We start from the raw sequence: 18853 nt of genomic DNA on the forward strand, positions 1-18853 counted from the left end.
TATGAAGGGATGCGTAAATATACGTCAGATCATATAGGTAAACTTTTGGGTGAAAAACGAGATGAACTTGATCTCCTCAGTATGATCAAGAAGCATCAGGCTCTTAAAATGACTTGGGATAAGATTCCTGACCCTAGACTAAAGAAGATTGATATTGAGTTCATGATAACAAATGAAGGGACATTGACTATTCAATGCCCCTCCAGTGTATTACTCAATTATGTTCGCCGACAACGATCTATGATTACTAATCACCTCTCGTCTTTCATGCGGGAGTATGAAATCAAAAACTTAGAAATAGTACTTGGTTCTTCGTCCAACCATTGACTAAATGTGAATAACCCGTTCCTCGGTTACTATACTGTGCATCCTCTGATCGTATTCATCCATAGGGACTTTATCTAGAATTTGGAGATCATAGCAAATAGCGATACGATCGGTAATCACATCCTTATGCTTGGCAAAGAACCTATCATAGTAACCGCGACCATACCCTACTCGCCCTCCTTCTAAATCAAAGGCCACTCCGGGCACAATCATTATTTGTGGAATACGCTCAGCTGATGGAGCATCTATTGGTTCGAGAATGCCATAATTTGAACACTTTAGCTCCTTATTAGGTAAGTGGGTATAGAAGCACATTGTGGTCTTATCCTCTACTCTAGGAACAACGACTTCATGCTTACCTTGGGCCCATAATAAATCGATAAGGTGACCAGTTCTTACTTCATCTGGCATACTTAAAAAGAGAGAGATAATTGAAGGCTCTCTATATTTGACCATTTCAAAAATCTTCTCACATATCCATGTAGATTTTTCCTTCATTTGGCTCTCGGAAAGACATTTCTTTAGCTCTTTTACCTCTGAGCGAACCTCTTTTTTTGTGAGCATATTATTGATAAATATTGGTTATAAACTATCGGGTATATTTGTAATCAATGAATCAGGCAGAAGTAACTTCTCTTGTGGAATAAACTCTGGCTTTGTGATGCCATCTCCAAATAGCTGAACAGCCTTCAGGACCATAGGATCGCTATATCCGCGAACCATCCATGATGAGTCAGCTCCATAGATATAATCTATAACTAATGGATAGAGAATATTATTCAGCTGATCTTGGGATAAATAGATCAAATAGTTCTTGGGTCTGACACCTTTTTTATTGGCATACTCAGCCAACTGCCATACTAATCCTTGATGTGTAAGAAATGAATAGCATTTTTCTGCAGTCCCTAATTTCTTTAGGATGTTTCGATATCGATCAGCATACTCAAAGGCAAATTGGTGAACAAGACCCTTATTGAGCACTTCCACATAATATGAAGTAATACCATTAGTATCTCTAGGTATAAAGATATCTGGCGTGATCCCACCGCCTCCATACACGGTTCGTCCTCCAATGGTCTTGAAGAGTTGATCAGGGTTTATCTTGATACTATCCGCATGGAACATCTCACCTCTACTATATCTTGTGAGCCAATCATTTGAATACTCTTCATCGCCCCCCATCTTATAATCACGCTGTAATGAACGCCCCGATGCGGTGTGATAGCGAGCTATCGTAAGATGGACAGAAGAGCCATCATAGTATTCAAATGACTTCTGTACTAAACCTTTACCAAAGCTCCTGCGACCTATTACGATAGCAGCATCATTATCTTGCAGTGATCCCGTGACTATCTCAGATGATGAGGCAGAGAGCTCATTTACAAGGACGTAAATCGGTAGATTTTGTAACCGTCCAGTACCATCACTCAAGACATCACGACGCTCTTGATGAGCACCCTCAGTATATATGATTAGACTTTGTGCTGGCAAAATCTCATTGGATATCAATAGTGCTGGCTGTAATAATCCGCCTGGATTATCTCTGAGGTCCAAGACTAAGCCTTTCATACCATCAGACTCTAGCTTTGCAATCTCCTGCATAAAGTCATTATGAGTATTCATCGCAAAATTAGGTATGCGGATATATCCAAGGGTATCATTAATCATAAAAGCCGCATCTATCTGAGGCATATTTACAACTCCTCGCTTGACACTTACATGTTTTTCTGTAGTAGAGTTATATGAATGAATACCCAATCTTACCAAACTGCCCTTATCTCCTTTGAGGAGAGATCTAACAGAGTCCGCTGAAATTTTATGAGCTCCAGCTATCGGTTGTTTATTGATGGATATAATACGATCACCAGCTTTTAGGCCAGCTAGGTCAGAGGGACCATTAGGTATAACACTCACAATAATAGCAGTATCTTTGATGACATTAAATGTCACTCCGATACCATAAAAGAAGCCCTCTAGATTTTCTTTTTCTTTCAGCTTCTGTTCAGCTGTCAGATATGTGGAGTGCGGATCTAATTCGCTCATTAGAGTTGGGATTAGCTCCAAGACGAGATCATTAACATCTACGGTATCAACATAGTTATCTTCGATAAGCTGAACTGTTGCCTTTAGCTTATCAAAAGGGGTAACAGACCTCTGTAAATTTACTTTTGTAGATCTACGTCCCAAATACCATCCTCCTAATAGTGCCATAAGTATTAGTAGGACTATAATAGATATGGTAGTGAGATTTTTTTTCATATTATACAGTAGATAATCCTAAGCCTGATCATTCATCAACTTCGATAGGGATACAATCAACTTTGATCCCTGCTCTTTGGAGCAAATCAATACCTTCGGTCAACCTATAGGTCATCGAATACACCACACGCTTGATTCCTGCTTGTATGATTAACTTAGAGCACTCCAAGCAAGGTGCATGGGTTACATAAATGGTAGCACCGTTACTATTGTTATTGGATGCTGCTACCTTAGTGATAGCATTGGCTTCCGCATGCAGTACGTATGGGAAGGTCTTATTATCATCATCCTCACAAAGATTCTCAAAGCCTGATGGAGTACCATTATATCCATCAGAGATAATCATTTTATCCTTGACTATAAGAGCCCCGACCTGAAGACGTTTACAATACGAGCTTTCGCCCCATATCTTAGCCATTCTTAAGTACCGGACATCTATCTTTTTCTGCTTTTCGTCCATATCGTTACATTCTCTCTGGCATCTCTATGCCCAAAAGCCCTAACGCTGAAGAAAGAACCTTAGAGGTTTGCTCTGATAAGAGTAGTCTAAAGCCCTTAACAGGTGAGCTGACATCTTCACCCAAAATCGAATGATCATGGTAGAACTGATTATATTCCTTACCTAGATCATATGCATAGTTGGCTAATAGTCCTGGGTTCATATCTTTACCAGCTTGCTTAACAATATTAGGGAAATCATTGAGCCTCATGATAAGGGCCATTTCCTTGTCTGAAATAGATAAGGTTTCATCAAAGTCCTTTATCATCTCTACATTCGCCTTTTCTGCTTTTCTCATGACACTCTTAATACGTGCATAAGTGTACTGAATAAAGGGACCTGTATTACCATTAAAGTCTATAGATTCAGCAGGATTAAAGAGCATGTTCTTACGAGGCTCTACCTTTAGTAGAAAATATTTAAGTGCCCCTAAGCCTACACGCCTAGCCATATCTTTTCTCTCCTCTTCATCCATTTCTACAACGTGTCCAAGGCTAGAAGACAGCTCGTAAGCAGAAGAGATCATTTCCTCCATCAGATCATCGGCATCAACGACGGTACCTTCCCTACTCTTCATCTTACCCTGTGGTAATTCAACCATACCATAGGAAAAGTGCTTAAGATCTTTACCAAAAGAGTAACCAAGCTTATCTAGAATAATACTCAAGACTTGGAAGTGGTAGTCCTGTTCATTACCCACGACATAAATCATTTGGTCTATTGGATAATCCTCAAAGCGTAGTTTTGCAGTACCTATATCTTGTGTAATATATACAGAGGTGCCGTCCGCACGAAGAAGTATCTTACGATCATATCCTTCGCTTGTCAGGTCTGCCCAAACCGAACCATCTGGGTCTTTAACAAAGAGACCTTCATCAAGTCCTCTAAGGACTTCCTTCTTACCTACCAAGTAGGTATCACTTTCATAATAAATCTTATCAAAGTCAACACCCATTAACCTGTAGGTTTCATCAAAGCCCTCATATACCCAGCCATTCATGGTTTTCCAAAGCTGAATAACCTCAGGATCACCTTGCTCCCATTTTTTTAGTAGAGCCCTCGCCTCCTTCATTAATGTACTTTGCTTTTCAGCCTCTTCTGCTGATAGTCCCTTTGACTGCAACTCATGTAATTCTTGCTTATAATGCTTGTCGAAAAGAACATAAAAGTCACCAATAAGATGATCCCCTTTCTTACCAGCACTTTGGGGTGTGACATTATCGCCCCATTTTTGCCATGCTAGCATGGATTTACAAATATGGATTCCTCTATCATTAACGATATTGGTCTTTACCACACGATAGCCATTCGCCTCTAGTATTTTCGAAATACTATACCCTAGCAGATTATTCCTGATATGCCCTAAGTGAAGTGGTTTATTGGTATTGGGTGAAGAGTATTCGACCATATAGAGAGGGGCATCACTTTCTACGGTTGTTTTACCATAGTCATCCAGCTTAGAAATTGAAAGTAGCTGATTGATGAAAAGCTCCTCTGTCAGTACTAGATTCAAAAAACCTTTGACCACATTATATGCTTTGAACAAATGAGAATAATGCTCAACGACATATTGACCCACCTCTTCCGCTGTAGCTTCTGGTGACTTACGGCTCTGCTTGAGGTAAGGAAAAACTACAAGTGTATAATGTCCATCAAACTCTTTCTTGGTTGGGGATAGTGAGAGGAAAGTCTTCTCGGAGAACTCTATTCCGTATAGATGTGTCAAAGCCTCTGCTAAGGCAACGCTCATCGCCTCTTCTATCTTTCTATATTGATCCATCGTCTATTCTTATTTATCTAATTTGTTAGTATCTGTATTAGGAAATATCACGGTTGGGGTAAAACTTTTGGCCTCATCTTCATCCATGATAGCGTATGAAATAATAAGAACTATATCATCGCATTGAAAATGACGTGCTGCCGCACCGTTAAGGCATATTGTACCTGACCCACGTTCTCCTTCAATAACGTAGGTCTCAATCCTAGCACCGTTATTATTATTGACCACTTGTACCTTTTCGTTAGGTAAGATATTAGCCGCTTCCATAAGATCCACGTCAATCGTGATACTACCGACGTAGTTAAGGTTAGCATCAGTAACCTTTACTCGGTGGATCTTTGATTTCATCATATGTAATAACATATCAATATTTATTGTTGGTTTACAGAGACATACCAACGGATGCTCTGAGTACAGTTTTCTAATGCAAAGATAACAAAAAAGTACCAGTAATATAGGCGTAGATGGAGATAGCTCCAAGGATAAAACATTTAGATTACACGGGCTTACTACTCTATATAAAAAATCATTATACAACTTTATGATATCTAGGAAAAAGTAATGGATATCAATACAGATTTATTGCATCAATTCTACTAATTACCAAGCTCTTATTTGTTTTTAGCATAAAGAATTAGGCAAAATACTTTTCACATATAACGACAGTATCCAGCCCTACTAGTAACTGCTTTATCTACCCAATTAATTGCAAAGGAAGATTTGAAGCTAAACAAAGACGTCCCCCACCTATTAACTTATGTAGATGAATAACCATCTCGATAGAAAAGTGAAGATATGAGCCAACCAATGCTTTTTGGTAAAAACCTTCATAAAAGATAGATATTGAGTCCAGTAAATGAAACATCAACACAATGATACATAGATAGATCATAAAGCTAGCAGGGGATAGATCATCATATCTATTTTTAGCCTCACATAAGAACTCGTAAAACGAACGTCAATCCTGTCATAATCTATTTATATCAATGATAAGACATAATTAAGTAGCTCACTCTTTAATATTCCACGTCAAGCAATGTAAAGCTCCACCCTCCCGAGCAATATCACTCATTTCGATAGGAATGATTTTGCTGTCTGGAAACGCATCTTGTATATACTGACGTGCTATCTCATTTTCTTTTAGTCCATCGAAATATGGCATAAAAATCTTATCTCCAACCTGTAAGAAATTAATATAAGCCCAATTTAAATCAAAGTTCAGACTATCCAAAGGGACTTGACTAAAATCCATTTCGATGATTTCAAACCCATTATTTGATAATACAGTTTTAATAGCTGATGCTTCCTCTTCGTTTTGCATGTGATGTGCAGACATTAATATGCGATTATCACCAGCATACCTGATAAAGCCATCAGCATGGCCATATACATCTATTTTAGAATCAACATCATTAGTTCCGGGGTTTGACCATGGTATAATTATGACTTTTCGCCCACCAAAAGCCTTCTCTGAGAATGTTGCACGAAAAACCGGCTAAAATTATTGCGTATATCATTGATTATTAGTATCTTTAGTGTGTAATTAAGGGGAGAATATAGTATTGATTTATAGCGACAATAGTTATGGGATTCAAGCAAACGAGCAACAATGCACCCTCATTTACTGAGGTGTTTACCGAATTGAGAAGTTCTAGAGCACGCAATGAGTTTCTAGAGCAAATTGACAAACTCATTGATTGGAGACCATTTCAAACGCTCATAAATAAAAAGCTAAATAAGAGAGCTGAAGCGAAAGGCGAACCTACTTATGATGGAGTCCTAATGTTTAAGATCCTGCTTTTAGAGACGTGGTATAATTTGAGTGACCGAGCCGTTGAAGAACGTATTAACGACTCCATCAGCTTTGGTAAGTTTCTTGACATTGATATGGAACACGTCTCTCCCGATCACAGCACCATTTGTCGTTTTCGCAATGCGATTGTAGAGAAAGGCTTGTGGGATAAACTTTTGAGCCTTCTCAATAAGCAGCTACAACGCCATGGGATTATGAAGATTGAGACGGGAGCATTGGTTGATGCAAGTATAGTTGATAGCCCATATGCCCCCGATGGTTCTGTCAAGATAGAAGTCGCCGAGGATAGAGAGGACACCAGAAGCGAAGAAGCTAAAGAGGAAGAGCGGAGCTATCAAGTAAAAGTGGGTAGCGCGAAACTAGGTGTGGATACTGAAGCTCGCTGGGTGGTAAAATGTAAGAAGTTTAGATATGGGTACAAGAAACATGTCTTGACAGACGGTGAAGGACTTGTGCATACCCTTACCACCACATCTGCCAATGTCTCAGACACCACAGAATTTCCAACTCTCATAGAGAAAGGAGCCCTTCAAAAAGGAGTAATGGTATTAGCCGATAAAGGGTACACCTCCAAGGCCAATAGAGAACATTTATCTGGTCACGGGCTCAAAGATGGGATAATGAGAAAAGCGACAAAGGGGAAGCCACTTAGTGATAAAGATAAAGAATTCAACCGACAGATAAGCCAGTATCGAAATAAAATTGAGCGTACTTTTGGAAGTATCAGGCGCTGGTTTCACGGAGGGAGGTGCCGATATCGAGGGTTAGCTAAGACGCATGCACAAAATATACTTGAAGCCATTTGCTACAACATCAAAAGAGCTCCCCAGTTATACCTCAATACATTATTGAAAAATGAAGAAGCCTCTATAAGAGGAGCACTTGTTATGAGATAAGTACTAGAAATCCTCTGTAAAAGCTCATATTTAGAGCTTTTACAGAGGAGAATAATCAAAAAACAAGGCGATTTTTCAAGAAAGACAAGACGAAAATCTGCAAAAAGTCAGTCAAAAACGTCTAAACTCGAATGTGCAACAGTCTCTCTCTAGCTCGAGTATGAATTCTTTATCATTTTTCTCTTTGCCATTATCTGTAAAGACCTTATCCGTCATCACAATTTTGTTACCACATATCACCACATTTCCTCCTTCCATTTTTATGCTGGTCTCTCTGCATTTTAATTGCAATGTAGCACAGGCTTTATAGCACTTAGATATGGTATCCTTATATTTTCCTATTAGATAATCAGGCTCGTATTTATATTTTAAAAATTCGCCATCAGACAATTGTATTGGCATAAAATCCCTCACCCAATAATCATTTGTATCTTTCTTAGATAATGTGTCATAACTAACACCATTCTCCTTAAACGCTTTTATTAATTCTCTAAAGAAAACTGGATGCCCATGTTTGGAATCCGCTAGCCATTCAGATACGAAGACTATATTTGTATTACGGTCATTCATCATTAATCTAAAATTCCATAGTCTTTGGGCTTCAAATACTTCTTCACTACTACTATTCCTTTTATCCATTCCAATGCGTTTAGAAAAAGAAACATCAGCTGTTGATGAATGACGTTCGGTATCAGACCATCTTATCTGATAACCATCAAAGATTGAGAACTGCCCTAAAAGTGCTTTTATAAAATATGTTGATCGATTATCAGGAGTCTTTATTTCTAGGCTTTCATTACAGCTCCCATCGACTATACGAAAAGCACGTATTAAAGCTGATGCTCGACAAACCCCTTGTGACCCATTAAACTCAAATGCAATGTCAATTCCTGAATTGTGACTGTGCAACATACCCAAATTGAAGCAAGGACGTGATGTAAATTTTTCATTATTACGATGATATACAATATGGTCTTTTATGGAATCATTTTCTTCGTGATAATACATTTCTACAATCGTAGGTATAATTTTGACACTTGCACCCTTAGACTCAATAAGGAAACATCCATCCAGAATTTCCTTTGCGATTTCAACAAACGAAATAGGAGGTTCTTTTCCACTTAAAACAACTTGCCTCTCTTCTTCTGTTAGTCCATATTCTGTAAATTGCCTGAGTCTATTTTCTAATCGTGTCATAATTATAAATACATCGCAAGATTTAACAAATCATTTTAATGTAGCAAATATAATATTTTGTGTCTTGTTATTCCTGAAACGCTAATCATATTGCTCATATCATTCAGAAGTAATTGTTTACATATGATTTTCTAATTTTCAACAATTAACATATTGAAACGACATATTTTGTAATAGCAAAATAGGAATTAATTAAAGTCATACATGAGCTAGTAATACTCTAAGATTCACCTACAGATAGGTAGGAAATAAAGAAGCTCTCCAGAACAGGATTAATCCTGTTCTGGAGAGCTCTCTCGTTTATCTAGTTTAATAGAACTTACTTGCTTTCAGAAGCCTTCTTGATCTCAAGTAACTCACATTTGAAAATCAAAAGACCTGATGGTCGACTACTTTGGGCATTACGTGGACCATAAGCTAATTCGCCTGGTATATATAGCGTAAACTTAGAACCAACTGGCATCAATTGGAAACCTTCAGTCCATCCTTTGATCACACCATTAAGTGGGAATGTAGCTGGCTCGTCGCGTTCGTATGATGAATCAAAGACTTCGCCATTAACCTGTGAACCTTCGTAATGACATACTACAGTATCCTCAGCAGTTGGCTTTTCGCCATCACCTAGTTCTGTAATCTTATACATCAATCCGCTCTCAGTGACCTTAACCTCTGGATCTGCCTTAAGCTTTTCAATATATTCTTCATCAGCCTTTACAAGGTCAGCAACCTCTTCTTGCTCTGCTTTCTGAACATAAGCACTAATGAATTCATTAGCTTCTTCACTAGTCATTTGGACATCAGCATCCTTAAGTGCGTGCACTAAACCCTTGGCTACCAATGCATAATCCAGCTTGCCTCCAGGGAACTTTTCAAGCCCTGACTTAAACTGACTACCCACCTGAGCACCATAAATATAGATGTCCTCCATCTTACCTTTCATGCCCTCATTGAAGCCCTTCAAGAACATATCGATATCCACTTCTTCGGGACTATTCTCAAAGTTCATTTTCAGACCAGAACCATTAGTAACGCCTAAGGCATACGCAGCACTATCAGCTGAATTAGAGAGTGTAGCTTTACTTGAATCAATTCCACCCTTATTACATGATGTAAGGGAGAATGCAAAAGCTGATGCTACACACATCACTGTCATTAATTTTTTCATTACCTTAATATTTAAAATTTTAGTATGTATGTTTTTATCACTTTTCTATGCCTAATAACTCAATATCAAAGATAAGAGTGCTATATGGCTCTATCATCTGTCCTGCACCTTGCTCTCCATAAGCATGTTGGTACGGGATAGTAACACGCCACTTGGAGCCCACGCTCATCATAGGTAAAACCTCTTGCCATCCCATAATGACACCATTAACAGGGAATACAGCAGGCTCACCACGTTGAATAGAGCTATCAAATACGGTACCATTTATCAATGTACCGTGATAGTGACAGCGAACTTTATCAGTAACAGATGGTTTCTGACCATCACCATTTTTCAAGACTTCATACTGAACGCCCGAATCCAATGTAGTTACTCCCCTCTTATTGCCATTTATTAGTAAATACTCAGCACCTGCAGCTTTATTATTCTCAAACTTCTCTTCCTGCAAACGAGTAAAATATTCATTAATAACTGCCTTTGCTTCATCGTATGACATCTCTAGCTCTTTTTTATCAAGCACATCAGATATTCCTTTAGCAAAGTCTTCAACATTTATCTCATTAATCCCCGAAGCAGTGAAGTTATTTCCAATGCTTAGCCCTAATGCGTAGCTAATCTTATCCATTTAATCTTTTTATATTTTTTGTTATCACAATAATTTCACACAAAGGTAGCCAAAATTAGTCATTACACAATATTTAGCCTATGGATAAGGTGGTAAAGAAATAGAAAAAAAATAGTTTAGCTCATATCAGTTTCTTAGAAGTGCTATAATATGAATTATGGATATATAGCTCTTTGAAGCGGTATATGTATTTTCAAATAATAAATAGTCCCCTTTAATTTTAAAATACATGATTGCCCTACCGTAAATCTCAGCTCAATGTATTGAAATAATTCAGAGGAGAAAGAACATAAATATTTACTTCACAGGAGGATTATTTTTGAGATAGATCGACACATTACGTGACATCCCCTCGTACTTAGCTCGGGTACAAGCGGAGCCATAGAAGATATGGGCATACCTCTCTTCTGTAAAGTTTACAAGATCAGAGCGATCCAGTTGGAGTAGTCGGGATGATGGGATAAAATGGCATCCCGAATGAGGGGAGCGATTGTAGGGACATACGTTTTGACATGTATCACAACCATACAAGCGTGTTCCAAACAAAGGACTCAATTCAGCAGGGATTTCACCACGATGCTCAATTGTTAGATAATTGATACACCTTCGGGCATCCATAAGTCCATCTGAAAGAGCTCCCGTGGGACATGCCTCAATACATCTACGGCAAGCACCACATCCCACATGTGTTTGAGTGGTTCCATTTAACTCAAGAGTAGTCAGAAGCTCACCCAAAAAGACAAAGCTCCCTACCCTAGGGATGATTAGGTTATGGTGCCGACCAATGAAGCCTATACCAGACTGTTCAGCCCAATATCTTTCGAAGAACGGTGCGGTATCAACCATCGCTCTATACTCATGAGGGGCTACTTCATCATTGATAGCATCGCCAAAGTTCTTTAGCAGCTTTCGGATAACTTTGTGATAATCCCTACCCAGAGCGTACTTTGCAATCTGAGGAGCGGATATAGGTTGTAGCTTCTGGGGATAATACGAAATGGCGATAACAATAACAGATCTAGCTCCCTCGAGTAGCTTTTGAGGGTTTAGACGTAAGGATAAATGCTCTTCGAGATAACTCATAGAGCCGTGCTTTCCTTGCTCTAGCCACTTGGAATAAATATGTTCGGTGGAAGAGCTAACTCCCCGTGTTAAAGGAACAAATCCAATCGCATCAACATGCAATCGCTGTGCGACATCTGTGATTTGAGATTCAAGAGACATCAAAAGTCTATTTGTAGCCCATCGTATGCAGGCACAACACCTTCTGGACAACGGGCGGCAATCTCTTCATGGCGGCCGATAGTATGTGCAAAGTGTATCAGATATGCTCTACCTGGTTGGATTCGCTCAATCATCTGGAGACTTTCTTGGACTGACATATGAGCTGGATGTTCATATAGACGAAGGGCATTAATCACTAATGTTGGGATGCCTTTGAGAGACATAATGGTTTCCTCGGACAGAGTCTTACAATCTGTTATCCATGCTAAATCTCCAAATCGATACCCAACGATAGGTAATCGTCCGTGCATCACTCTAAATGGCTCTATATAAAAGCCATCTTTCAATTTGATCGGCTGATTTGGAAAGACTTCTTCCACAACCAACTCAGGAACTCCAGGGTACCTATTCTCTGAGAAAGCATAGGGCATCCGAGTCTTAAAAGCACTTAGGACATTAGGCTCCGCATGAATAGGACAAGTATTCATTTTCCAGAATAGCGGACGAATGTCATCTAAGCCACCACAATGATCATAATGCTCGTGTGTGATTAAGATTCTGTCTAAATGATTTACTTTCTCTCGAAGCAATTGGTCCCTGACATCAGGGCCACAATCTAATAAAATGGTCTCACCACCATACTCTACCAACCCTGACGAACGAAATCGCTTATCTCGAGAATCGGTAGATGAGCAAGTATGACAGCTACAACCTATTTCTGGAATACCTGTGGAGGTCCCAGTGCCAAGAAAGGTTAATCGTCCCATATCATATAATAATATTTAATTCTCTAATTGATTGATGTTATATTGTTCAGCAGAGTATATAAAACGTACTTCAGGATGAAGCTGAATGCCAAACTTCTGATATACAGCATGCTGTATTTTCTCTGAAAAATTAACGATGTCACGCCCTATTGTTGTGCCATAATTGACAATAACGAGTGGTTGCTTAGGATAAGTGCCAACCTCCCCATCCTTCACGCCTTTCATTCCGACCTGTTCAATAAGCCACGCAGCAGGAATCTTGAATTCTTGCTCTGAAATAACATAGTGAGGAAGGTCTGGGTACTGATCCAGCATGGTCAAGAAGGTGTGTCCATCAACTATAGGATTCATAAAGAAACTACCCGCATTGGGAAGTTCATCTGGATTGGGAAGTTTTTCTTGACGTATTCTTATCACCTCCTCAGCAACTCTAAGAGAGGTAAGAGCAGGATCATCATGGAGAGTATGGAGTCCTGAATAATTGAGAATAGGATGTGGCTCCTTACTTAATCTTAAATCAACGGCATAAACCATAAAGTGCCGCATTGTTTTTTCTTTGAAAATAGAATAACGATAAGCATAACTAATCTCATTTGGAGACCATACCTGCTCTTCTCCAGTTACCAAATTGATGGTATGAACCGACTCAATAACTTGAGAGATTTCAGCACCATAAGCACCTATATTTTGGACAGCTGCAGCTCCAACATCTCCTGGAATAAGGGCAAGATTTTCAATTCCCCAAAGTCCCTTCTGAGCTGTATCCATAACCAAGTCATGCCAGTTCGTCCCAGCCTCGACTCTCCATACCTGTTGATCAGGAGTATCACGCAGTAAATCAATATTTTTGCCCGAATAATGCAAGACAGCACCCTTAAAGTCGCCAATGAAGAGCATGTTACTACCTCCTCCTAATATAAGAAATGGTAGAGAGCGAAAATATTCGTCTTGATGCAATATCATAGCATCTTCTTTACTTTCTATCTCCATATAGTAACTTGTCTGGCAAGCAATACCGAATGTATTATGAGACTTTAGTTGGTAACTTGGTGAAATTTTCATTGAAATGAGTGATAAATCAGAAACACAAAGAGACCTAGGACACGCTAACGTATCCTAGGATTTCACTTCGTGTCATATTTTCTTAATTATAAATTAGAAGGTTCGCTCTAAAATCCAAGCATCTTGGAACGCTGGAGTGTACATACTCTTAATAGAGTCTCGGCTACGTACGGCATCGACCTTATTATCAAAGCTAGTAACAATTACACGATACATACCTTGTTCATTCTGAGCTAGAATAGGATTAAAACCCTCAGATGCCATACGGTCCTTAAGTGAACGTGCATTAGTAGCATTTAGGAAGCTACCAATAACCACACTGTACATACGAAGACCATCAGCATTTTCCCCTTGAGCCACGACAACCTTCTCAGGTCGAACATCAACATTCTCAGAGGAAACAACAGGAATAATCTCATCCTTTTCTTGATCCTCTTGCATAGCAGCGATTTCACGCTGTTTTTGTGCCTTCTCATACACAGCCTTATAGGCACTTTGTTTTGGCTTACATGAGCTAAAACCTGCAACCATTGCTAGAGCAAATAGCCCTATTACTACTTTCTTCTTCATTGTAAATGTAAATTATTCGTCTTATTACATAAAATATTATGGCTTCGCACCACTTTTCCCACAAATTTAGACTTTTATTTTGTAATTTCGCAATCTAAGAATAGTATATTGAAATAGATAAACATTTTTTACGAACAAATGAGACTAAAATTTAAGGGCATCTTACTAGGGATGCTGATGATTATGCTAGGAACAGCAAATGCAAGTGCACAGGAAGCACACAAGAGCTTTACACCTGAAGTGATGATGCAGCTCTACAGAATTTCGGGACCTGAAGTGTCGCCTGATGGAAAACAATTTCTCTATAGTCGTTCTTTGCCGAACCTAAAAGAGAATAATAGTAAAAGTGAAATCCTAATCGGAAAAATTTCAACCCCCGGAAGTAGCAAGGTAATAGCATCTGGGAATGGATACTCTGCTACATTCTTAGGTAAGGACTTGATTGCCTTCATTGATACCACTGGCGATCATGCACAGTTAGCGGTTATGAATTATGATGGTTCGAATAGGAGAATTATTTCTAACTTTGACTTTGATGTCAATGACTACCGTTTCTCTCCTGATCTTTCAAAGGTAATTATCGTCAGAGCTGTTGATCATGAGTCTATCGCTCATAAGGAGAATCCAGATCTGGATAAAATTTCGGGCGAAATCTTTGACGACCTTATGTACAAGCATTGGGATCATTGGGTAAAGAAACTACCTCAATCTCTAGTCGCAAATGTACAGAAGGATCTTACGGTATCAGAAGAAGTAGTTAATATCTTAGGCGATGAGAAGTATGAGCTTCCGATAGAGCCTTTTGGCGGTATCGAACAATTGGCTTGGAGCCCAGATAGTAAGACTATCGCCTACAGTTGTAAAAAGCTGACAGGTATGGCTTATGCGAAGTCTACTAATACTGATATTTACCTATATAACCTTGAAAATGGTACCACAAAGAATGTCTCTGAGGGAATGATGGGATACGATACTGACCCTCAATTCTCACCTGATGGCAAATATATTTCATGGATCAGCATGGAGCGTGATGGTTACGAAGCAGATCTTAAGCGTCTATTCATCATGGATTTGGCAACAGGTAAGAAAAGCAATGTAACTGAAAAGTGGGAGCACTTCGTGGAGCAGTTCGCTTGGATGGAGGACTCTAAGAGCATTCGCTTCCTTACCAACGACCAGGGGCTAAATAATCTTTTTGACTTAGAGCTGAAAGGTCTGAAGCTAACCAAGATCACAAATTATGATATGGCTGATGTAACATCATTCTCTGGTACAGGTCGTCAGGTAGTCTATGGCTTGCAATCAATGAAGCAGCCAACCGACATCTATACCATGGACCTAAAGAAAGGCAAGGATGTGAAACTGACCACTGAAAATGACGACCTTCTTAAAGACATTCCCAATGTAGAGATTCAAAAACGATGGATCACCACAACGGATGGTAAGAAGATGCTTACATGGGTTATTCTTCCACCTAACTTTGACGAGAACAAGCAGTATCCTGCTATCCTTTATTGCCAAGGTGGGCCACAGAGCACAGTGAGCCAGTTCTGGAGCTACCGTTGGAACCTACGAACCTTTGCCTCTCATGGCTATATCATGGTGGCACCAAATAGACGTGGTGTACCTGGCTTCGGCAAGGAATGGAACGAGCAAATCTCTGGTGATTGGGGAGGTCAGAATATGAAGGACCTTCTGATGGCTATTGATACCGTAGCTAAGGAGCCATACGTTGATGAGAATCGCCTTGGAGCTACTGGAGCTAGCTATGGTGGATTTACTGTTTATTGGCTAGCTGGACACCACGAAGGTCGATTTAAGAGCTTTGCTGCACACGCAGGGATCTTTAATTTTGATTCTCAATACCTAGAGACAGAAGAGAAGTTCTTCGCAGACTGGGATATGGGTGGTGCATATTGGGAAGATAATGAGACCACTCGCCACACTTATGCTAATTCTCCACACCGTCATGTGATTAAGTGGGATACTCCTATCCTCGTTACTCACGGTAATAGAGACTATCGAATCCTAGCTAGTCAGGGGCTTCAAGCCTTTGATGCAGCCAAACTCCGTGGTATTCCAGCTCGTATGCTATATTATCCTGACGAAAGTCACTGGATCCTACAACCACAAAATGGTGTGCTCTTCTATCGCACTTGGTTCGACTGGATGGACCGCTGGCTGAAGAAGTAATTAGAAATTATAAGTGTCAGGTAAAAATTCTTCACCAATAGACACATAATAAAAGAGAAAGTCAGGAGACAAATGTTTCCTGACGTTCTCTTTTAATTAATTATCCATACGCACCAAACGAAAATAATCTTCTTGAGATTAATATCAAAATAGAAGCGAAGGATATTAAATTAGGGATAAATAAAGTGATGGACCCATAGTCTTACCTATTTGTATGGAAACTCAGGTATAACGACTTGATGCACTAAATACCCTTATCTGCTGTAACAGCACATTGAATGAGGCAGAAGAATAAAGAACATTATCACATACCCAATCATCATCATTGCTCTACATAATAACTAGAACAGAATAATTTTTGGTTCTATAAATAAGAACCGATGTTATGATTTATTGTTATTATTCTCAATTAAGCTTTATCAAGACAGTGATTGCATCGCCACCAGATTGGCATACTGCCTATTCAACGCCATAAGCTCTACGTGTGTTCCGACCTCAACGATCCGTCCTTCGTCCAATACAATAATCTTATCCGCATCAGTCACCGTAGATAGTCGGTGAGCGATAACAATGGTAGTTCGATCTTTCATTAGACGCTCCAATGCTTCTTGGACAGCTCTTTCCGAAACCGTATCCAATGCAGAGGTCGCTTCGTCAAGAATTAATATAGAAGGATCCTTCAGCACGGCTCTTGCAATACTGATTCGCTGTCTCTGACCACCACTTAATTTTCCACCTCTATCTCCAATATTTGTATCATATCCATTAGGTAGTTCAGTGATGAACTCATGAGCATTGGCAATCTTAGCCGCTTCAATCACATCATCTCGGCTGGCATCATGGTTACCAAACGCTATATTGTTATGAACGGTCTCATTAAATAAGATAGCTTCTTGATTGACATTACCCATCATCTTTCTAAGATCTAGAGCAGTAACTTCGCGTATATCTATCCCATCTATAGTGATACGACCTTTCTTTACATCGTGAAACCTAGGAAGGAGATCCACCAACGTACTTTTACCCGAGCCACTAGATCCAACAATAGCTACTGTTTCACCCTTATTAATTGTCAAGTTAATATCCTTAAGCACCCATGCTTCTTTGTACCTAAATGAAACATTCTCAAATGCGATTTTGTCTTCAAAAGTTAGCTCTCTAGGATTAGAGGGGTCAGGTAAGTTATTCGTAGCCTTTAGAATCATATCAACTCTATCCAAAGAAGCAAATCCACGCTGAATGGCGTATGTACTTCTAGATAAATCCTTAGCTGGATTAATGATACTATAAAAAATGACTAGATAGTAGATAAAGGTACTAGCATCTAAGCTTTCTGTTCCACCAAGTATAAGCATCCCCCCATACCATAAAACAACTGCAATCGTAGCTGTTCCCAATAGTTCACTAACTGGATGAGCAAGCTGCAATCGACGCTCTACAGAATTCTCTGTCTTACGAAACTCATCATTGATTTTTCGAAAACGCTTGTCTATAACCTTTTCCGCATGAAAAGCTTTAATTATTCTCAGACCACCTAGAGTCTCCTCTATTGAACTAATTAAGCCCCCCCATTGTGTCTGTGCAGTCGTACTCTCTCGCTTCAGTTTCTTTCCAACCCTACCCATCACTAAACCTGCAATCGGTAATACGATCAACACAAAGAGAGTGAGTTGAGGACTAATCATAATCATAGCTGCCAATGAGATAATAATCATCAATGGGTTTTTGATTAATGACTCTAACGAACTAACAATGGAATTCTGTATATTTCCGACATCCCCAGTAAAACGTGCTATAATATCGCCCTTCTGCTCGTCTCCAAAAAAGGCTAATGGTAATTCCATAATCTTTTGATTCATCTGATTACGGATATCACGCACCACTCCGGTACGAACAGGGATCATACATAAGAAGCTAAGGTATGCTGAACCAACTTTTAGGAAAGTAATAAAGACCAGATAAACACCCAAAATGATCAGAGTATTAGAGGTTCCATAATCTGAAATCAATTGCGTAACATAATAGAAAAAATTATTCTTCATCACATCAGCACACCTATCCAAGCCACCCTGAGAAAATAGCTGAATAGAATCCCATGGGATAAAACTATAGACGGTCTTATCCAACTCAAAGAGAATATTCAGAATAGGAATAATCAGAGAAAACGCTAATAAGTTAAGTAGCGGAGTAAAAATATTAAAAATAATATTGCCCACAACATACCATTTGTATGGTGGAATAAATCTCTTAAGGGTATTGAATAGTTGCTTCATTTAATCTTCTATTTATTTTCCGAGCAAAGATAAACAAAATGAATATACTTAAGCTTAACTGATAAGACTAAATATACCACCTTCTAATGTATCTCATATGTAAACCTCATATAAGACATGATAATTACCCATCTTTACCAGTACAAAAAAGTGCGGATGCACACAATGATACATCCGCACTTATATTCATTATAATCATCTGT

Annotated in this window: 16 protein-coding genes and 1 pseudogene; 3 read left to right on the forward strand and 14 right to left on the reverse strand. The window is 39.1% G+C overall.

Going from position 1 to position 18853, the window contains the following annotated elements; genetic code table 11:
• Positions 1-9 precede the first annotated feature (9 nt).
• A complete protein-coding gene (locus tag QYZ87_00430; GenBank protein ID MDN4753004.1) occupies positions 10-327 on the forward strand; it encodes a DciA family protein in 318 nt (105 codons plus the stop codon).
• Here the strand turns inward: QYZ87_00430 and QYZ87_00435 are convergent, their stop codons facing one another.
• The 6 genes and pseudogenes from QYZ87_00435 to QYZ87_00460 all read right to left on the reverse strand — a co-directional run bounded on the left by QYZ87_00435 (position 328) and on the right by QYZ87_00460 (position 6318).
• Positions 328-891 carry a 5-formyltetrahydrofolate cyclo-ligase gene (locus QYZ87_00435; GenBank protein MDN4753005.1) on the reverse strand — a complete coding sequence of 188 codons (564 nt, stop codon included), beginning with the start codon at positions 889-891 and terminating at the stop codon, positions 328-330.
• 18 nt (positions 892-909) lie between these two features.
• Entirely contained in the window at positions 910-2586 is a 1677-nt protein-coding gene (locus tag QYZ87_00440; GenBank protein ID MDN4753006.1) for a S41 family peptidase, read from the reverse strand.
• 28 nt (positions 2587-2614) lie between these two features.
• Complete coding sequence (locus QYZ87_00445) at positions 2615-3046, reverse strand: dCMP deaminase family protein (GenBank protein ID MDN4753007.1); 432 nt, start codon at positions 3044-3046, stop codon at positions 2615-2617.
• A 4-nt stretch (positions 3047-3050) separates the two neighbouring features.
• Positions 3051-4865, reverse strand: coding sequence for an arginine--tRNA ligase (gene argS / locus QYZ87_00450; GenBank protein ID MDN4753008.1), 1815 nt, complete (start codon positions 4863-4865; stop codon positions 3051-3053).
• Positions 4866-4874: 9 nt separating this feature from the next.
• Positions 4875-5228, reverse strand: coding sequence for an aspartate 1-decarboxylase (locus QYZ87_00455; protein MDN4753009.1), 354 nt, complete (start codon positions 5226-5228; stop codon positions 4875-4877).
• A gap of 646 nt (positions 5229-5874) precedes the next feature.
• Positions 5875-6318 (reverse strand): annotated as a pseudogene (locus QYZ87_00460) (agmatine deiminase family protein).
• 131 nt (positions 6319-6449) lie between these two features.
• Between QYZ87_00460 and QYZ87_00465 the strand changes: the two are divergent.
• The gene (locus QYZ87_00465) at positions 6450-7574 is read left to right on the forward strand and encodes an IS5 family transposase (protein MDN4753010.1); all 1125 of its coding nucleotides are present in this window, start codon (positions 6450-6452) and stop codon (positions 7572-7574) included.
• 111 nt (positions 7575-7685) lie between these two features.
• On the opposite strand, the gene QYZ87_00470 is transcribed toward QYZ87_00465, so the two are convergent.
• The 7 genes from QYZ87_00470 to QYZ87_00500 all read right to left on the reverse strand — a co-directional run bounded on the left by QYZ87_00470 (position 7686) and on the right by QYZ87_00500 (position 14184).
• Positions 7686-8771: a hypothetical protein gene (locus QYZ87_00470; protein ID MDN4753011.1), complete on the reverse strand. Its 1086-nt coding sequence runs from the start codon at positions 8769-8771 to the stop codon at positions 7686-7688.
• Between the two features lie 319 nt (positions 8772-9090).
• Positions 9091-9936: an FKBP-type peptidyl-prolyl cis-trans isomerase gene (locus QYZ87_00475; GenBank protein MDN4753012.1), complete on the reverse strand. Its 846-nt coding sequence runs from the start codon at positions 9934-9936 to the stop codon at positions 9091-9093.
• Between the two features lie 37 nt (positions 9937-9973).
• Positions 9974-10561: an FKBP-type peptidyl-prolyl cis-trans isomerase gene (locus QYZ87_00480; protein MDN4753013.1), complete on the reverse strand. Its 588-nt coding sequence runs from the start codon at positions 10559-10561 to the stop codon at positions 9974-9976.
• Between the two features lie 297 nt (positions 10562-10858).
• Complete coding sequence (gene queG, locus QYZ87_00485) at positions 10859-11785, reverse strand: tRNA epoxyqueuosine(34) reductase QueG (GenBank protein ID MDN4753014.1); 927 nt, start codon at positions 11783-11785, stop codon at positions 10859-10861.
• Entirely contained in the window at positions 11785-12552 is a 768-nt protein-coding gene (locus QYZ87_00490) for an MBL fold metallo-hydrolase (GenBank protein ID MDN4753015.1), read from the reverse strand. The genes queG and QYZ87_00490 overlap by 1 nt, the downstream gene beginning before the upstream one ends.
• Before the next feature lie 15 nt (positions 12553-12567).
• Positions 12568-13614, reverse strand: coding sequence for a UDP-N-acetylmuramate dehydrogenase (gene murB / locus QYZ87_00495; GenBank protein MDN4753016.1), 1047 nt, complete (start codon positions 13612-13614; stop codon positions 12568-12570).
• Positions 13615-13707: 93 nt separating this feature from the next.
• Entirely contained in the window at positions 13708-14184 is a 477-nt protein-coding gene (locus QYZ87_00500; protein ID MDN4753017.1) for an SPOR domain-containing protein, read from the reverse strand.
• 138 nt (positions 14185-14322) lie between these two features.
• On the opposite strand from QYZ87_00500, the gene QYZ87_00505 reads away from it, so the two are divergent.
• Positions 14323-16377, forward strand: a complete 2055-nt coding sequence (locus QYZ87_00505; GenBank protein MDN4753018.1) for a S9 family peptidase — start codon at positions 14323-14325, stop codon at positions 16375-16377.
• 419 nt (positions 16378-16796) lie between these two features.
• On the opposite strand, the gene QYZ87_00510 is transcribed toward QYZ87_00505, so the two are convergent.
• On the reverse strand, positions 16797-18650 hold the full coding sequence (locus tag QYZ87_00510) for an ABC transporter ATP-binding protein (GenBank protein MDN4753019.1): 1854 nt from the start codon (positions 18648-18650) through the stop codon (positions 16797-16799).
• Between the last annotated feature and the right edge of the window lie 203 nt (positions 18651-18853).

It is taken from the genome of Porphyromonadaceae bacterium W3.11, assembly GCA_030434245.1.
Classification (GTDB): Bacteria; Bacteroidota; Bacteroidia; order Bacteroidales; family Porphyromonadaceae; genus Porphyromonas_A.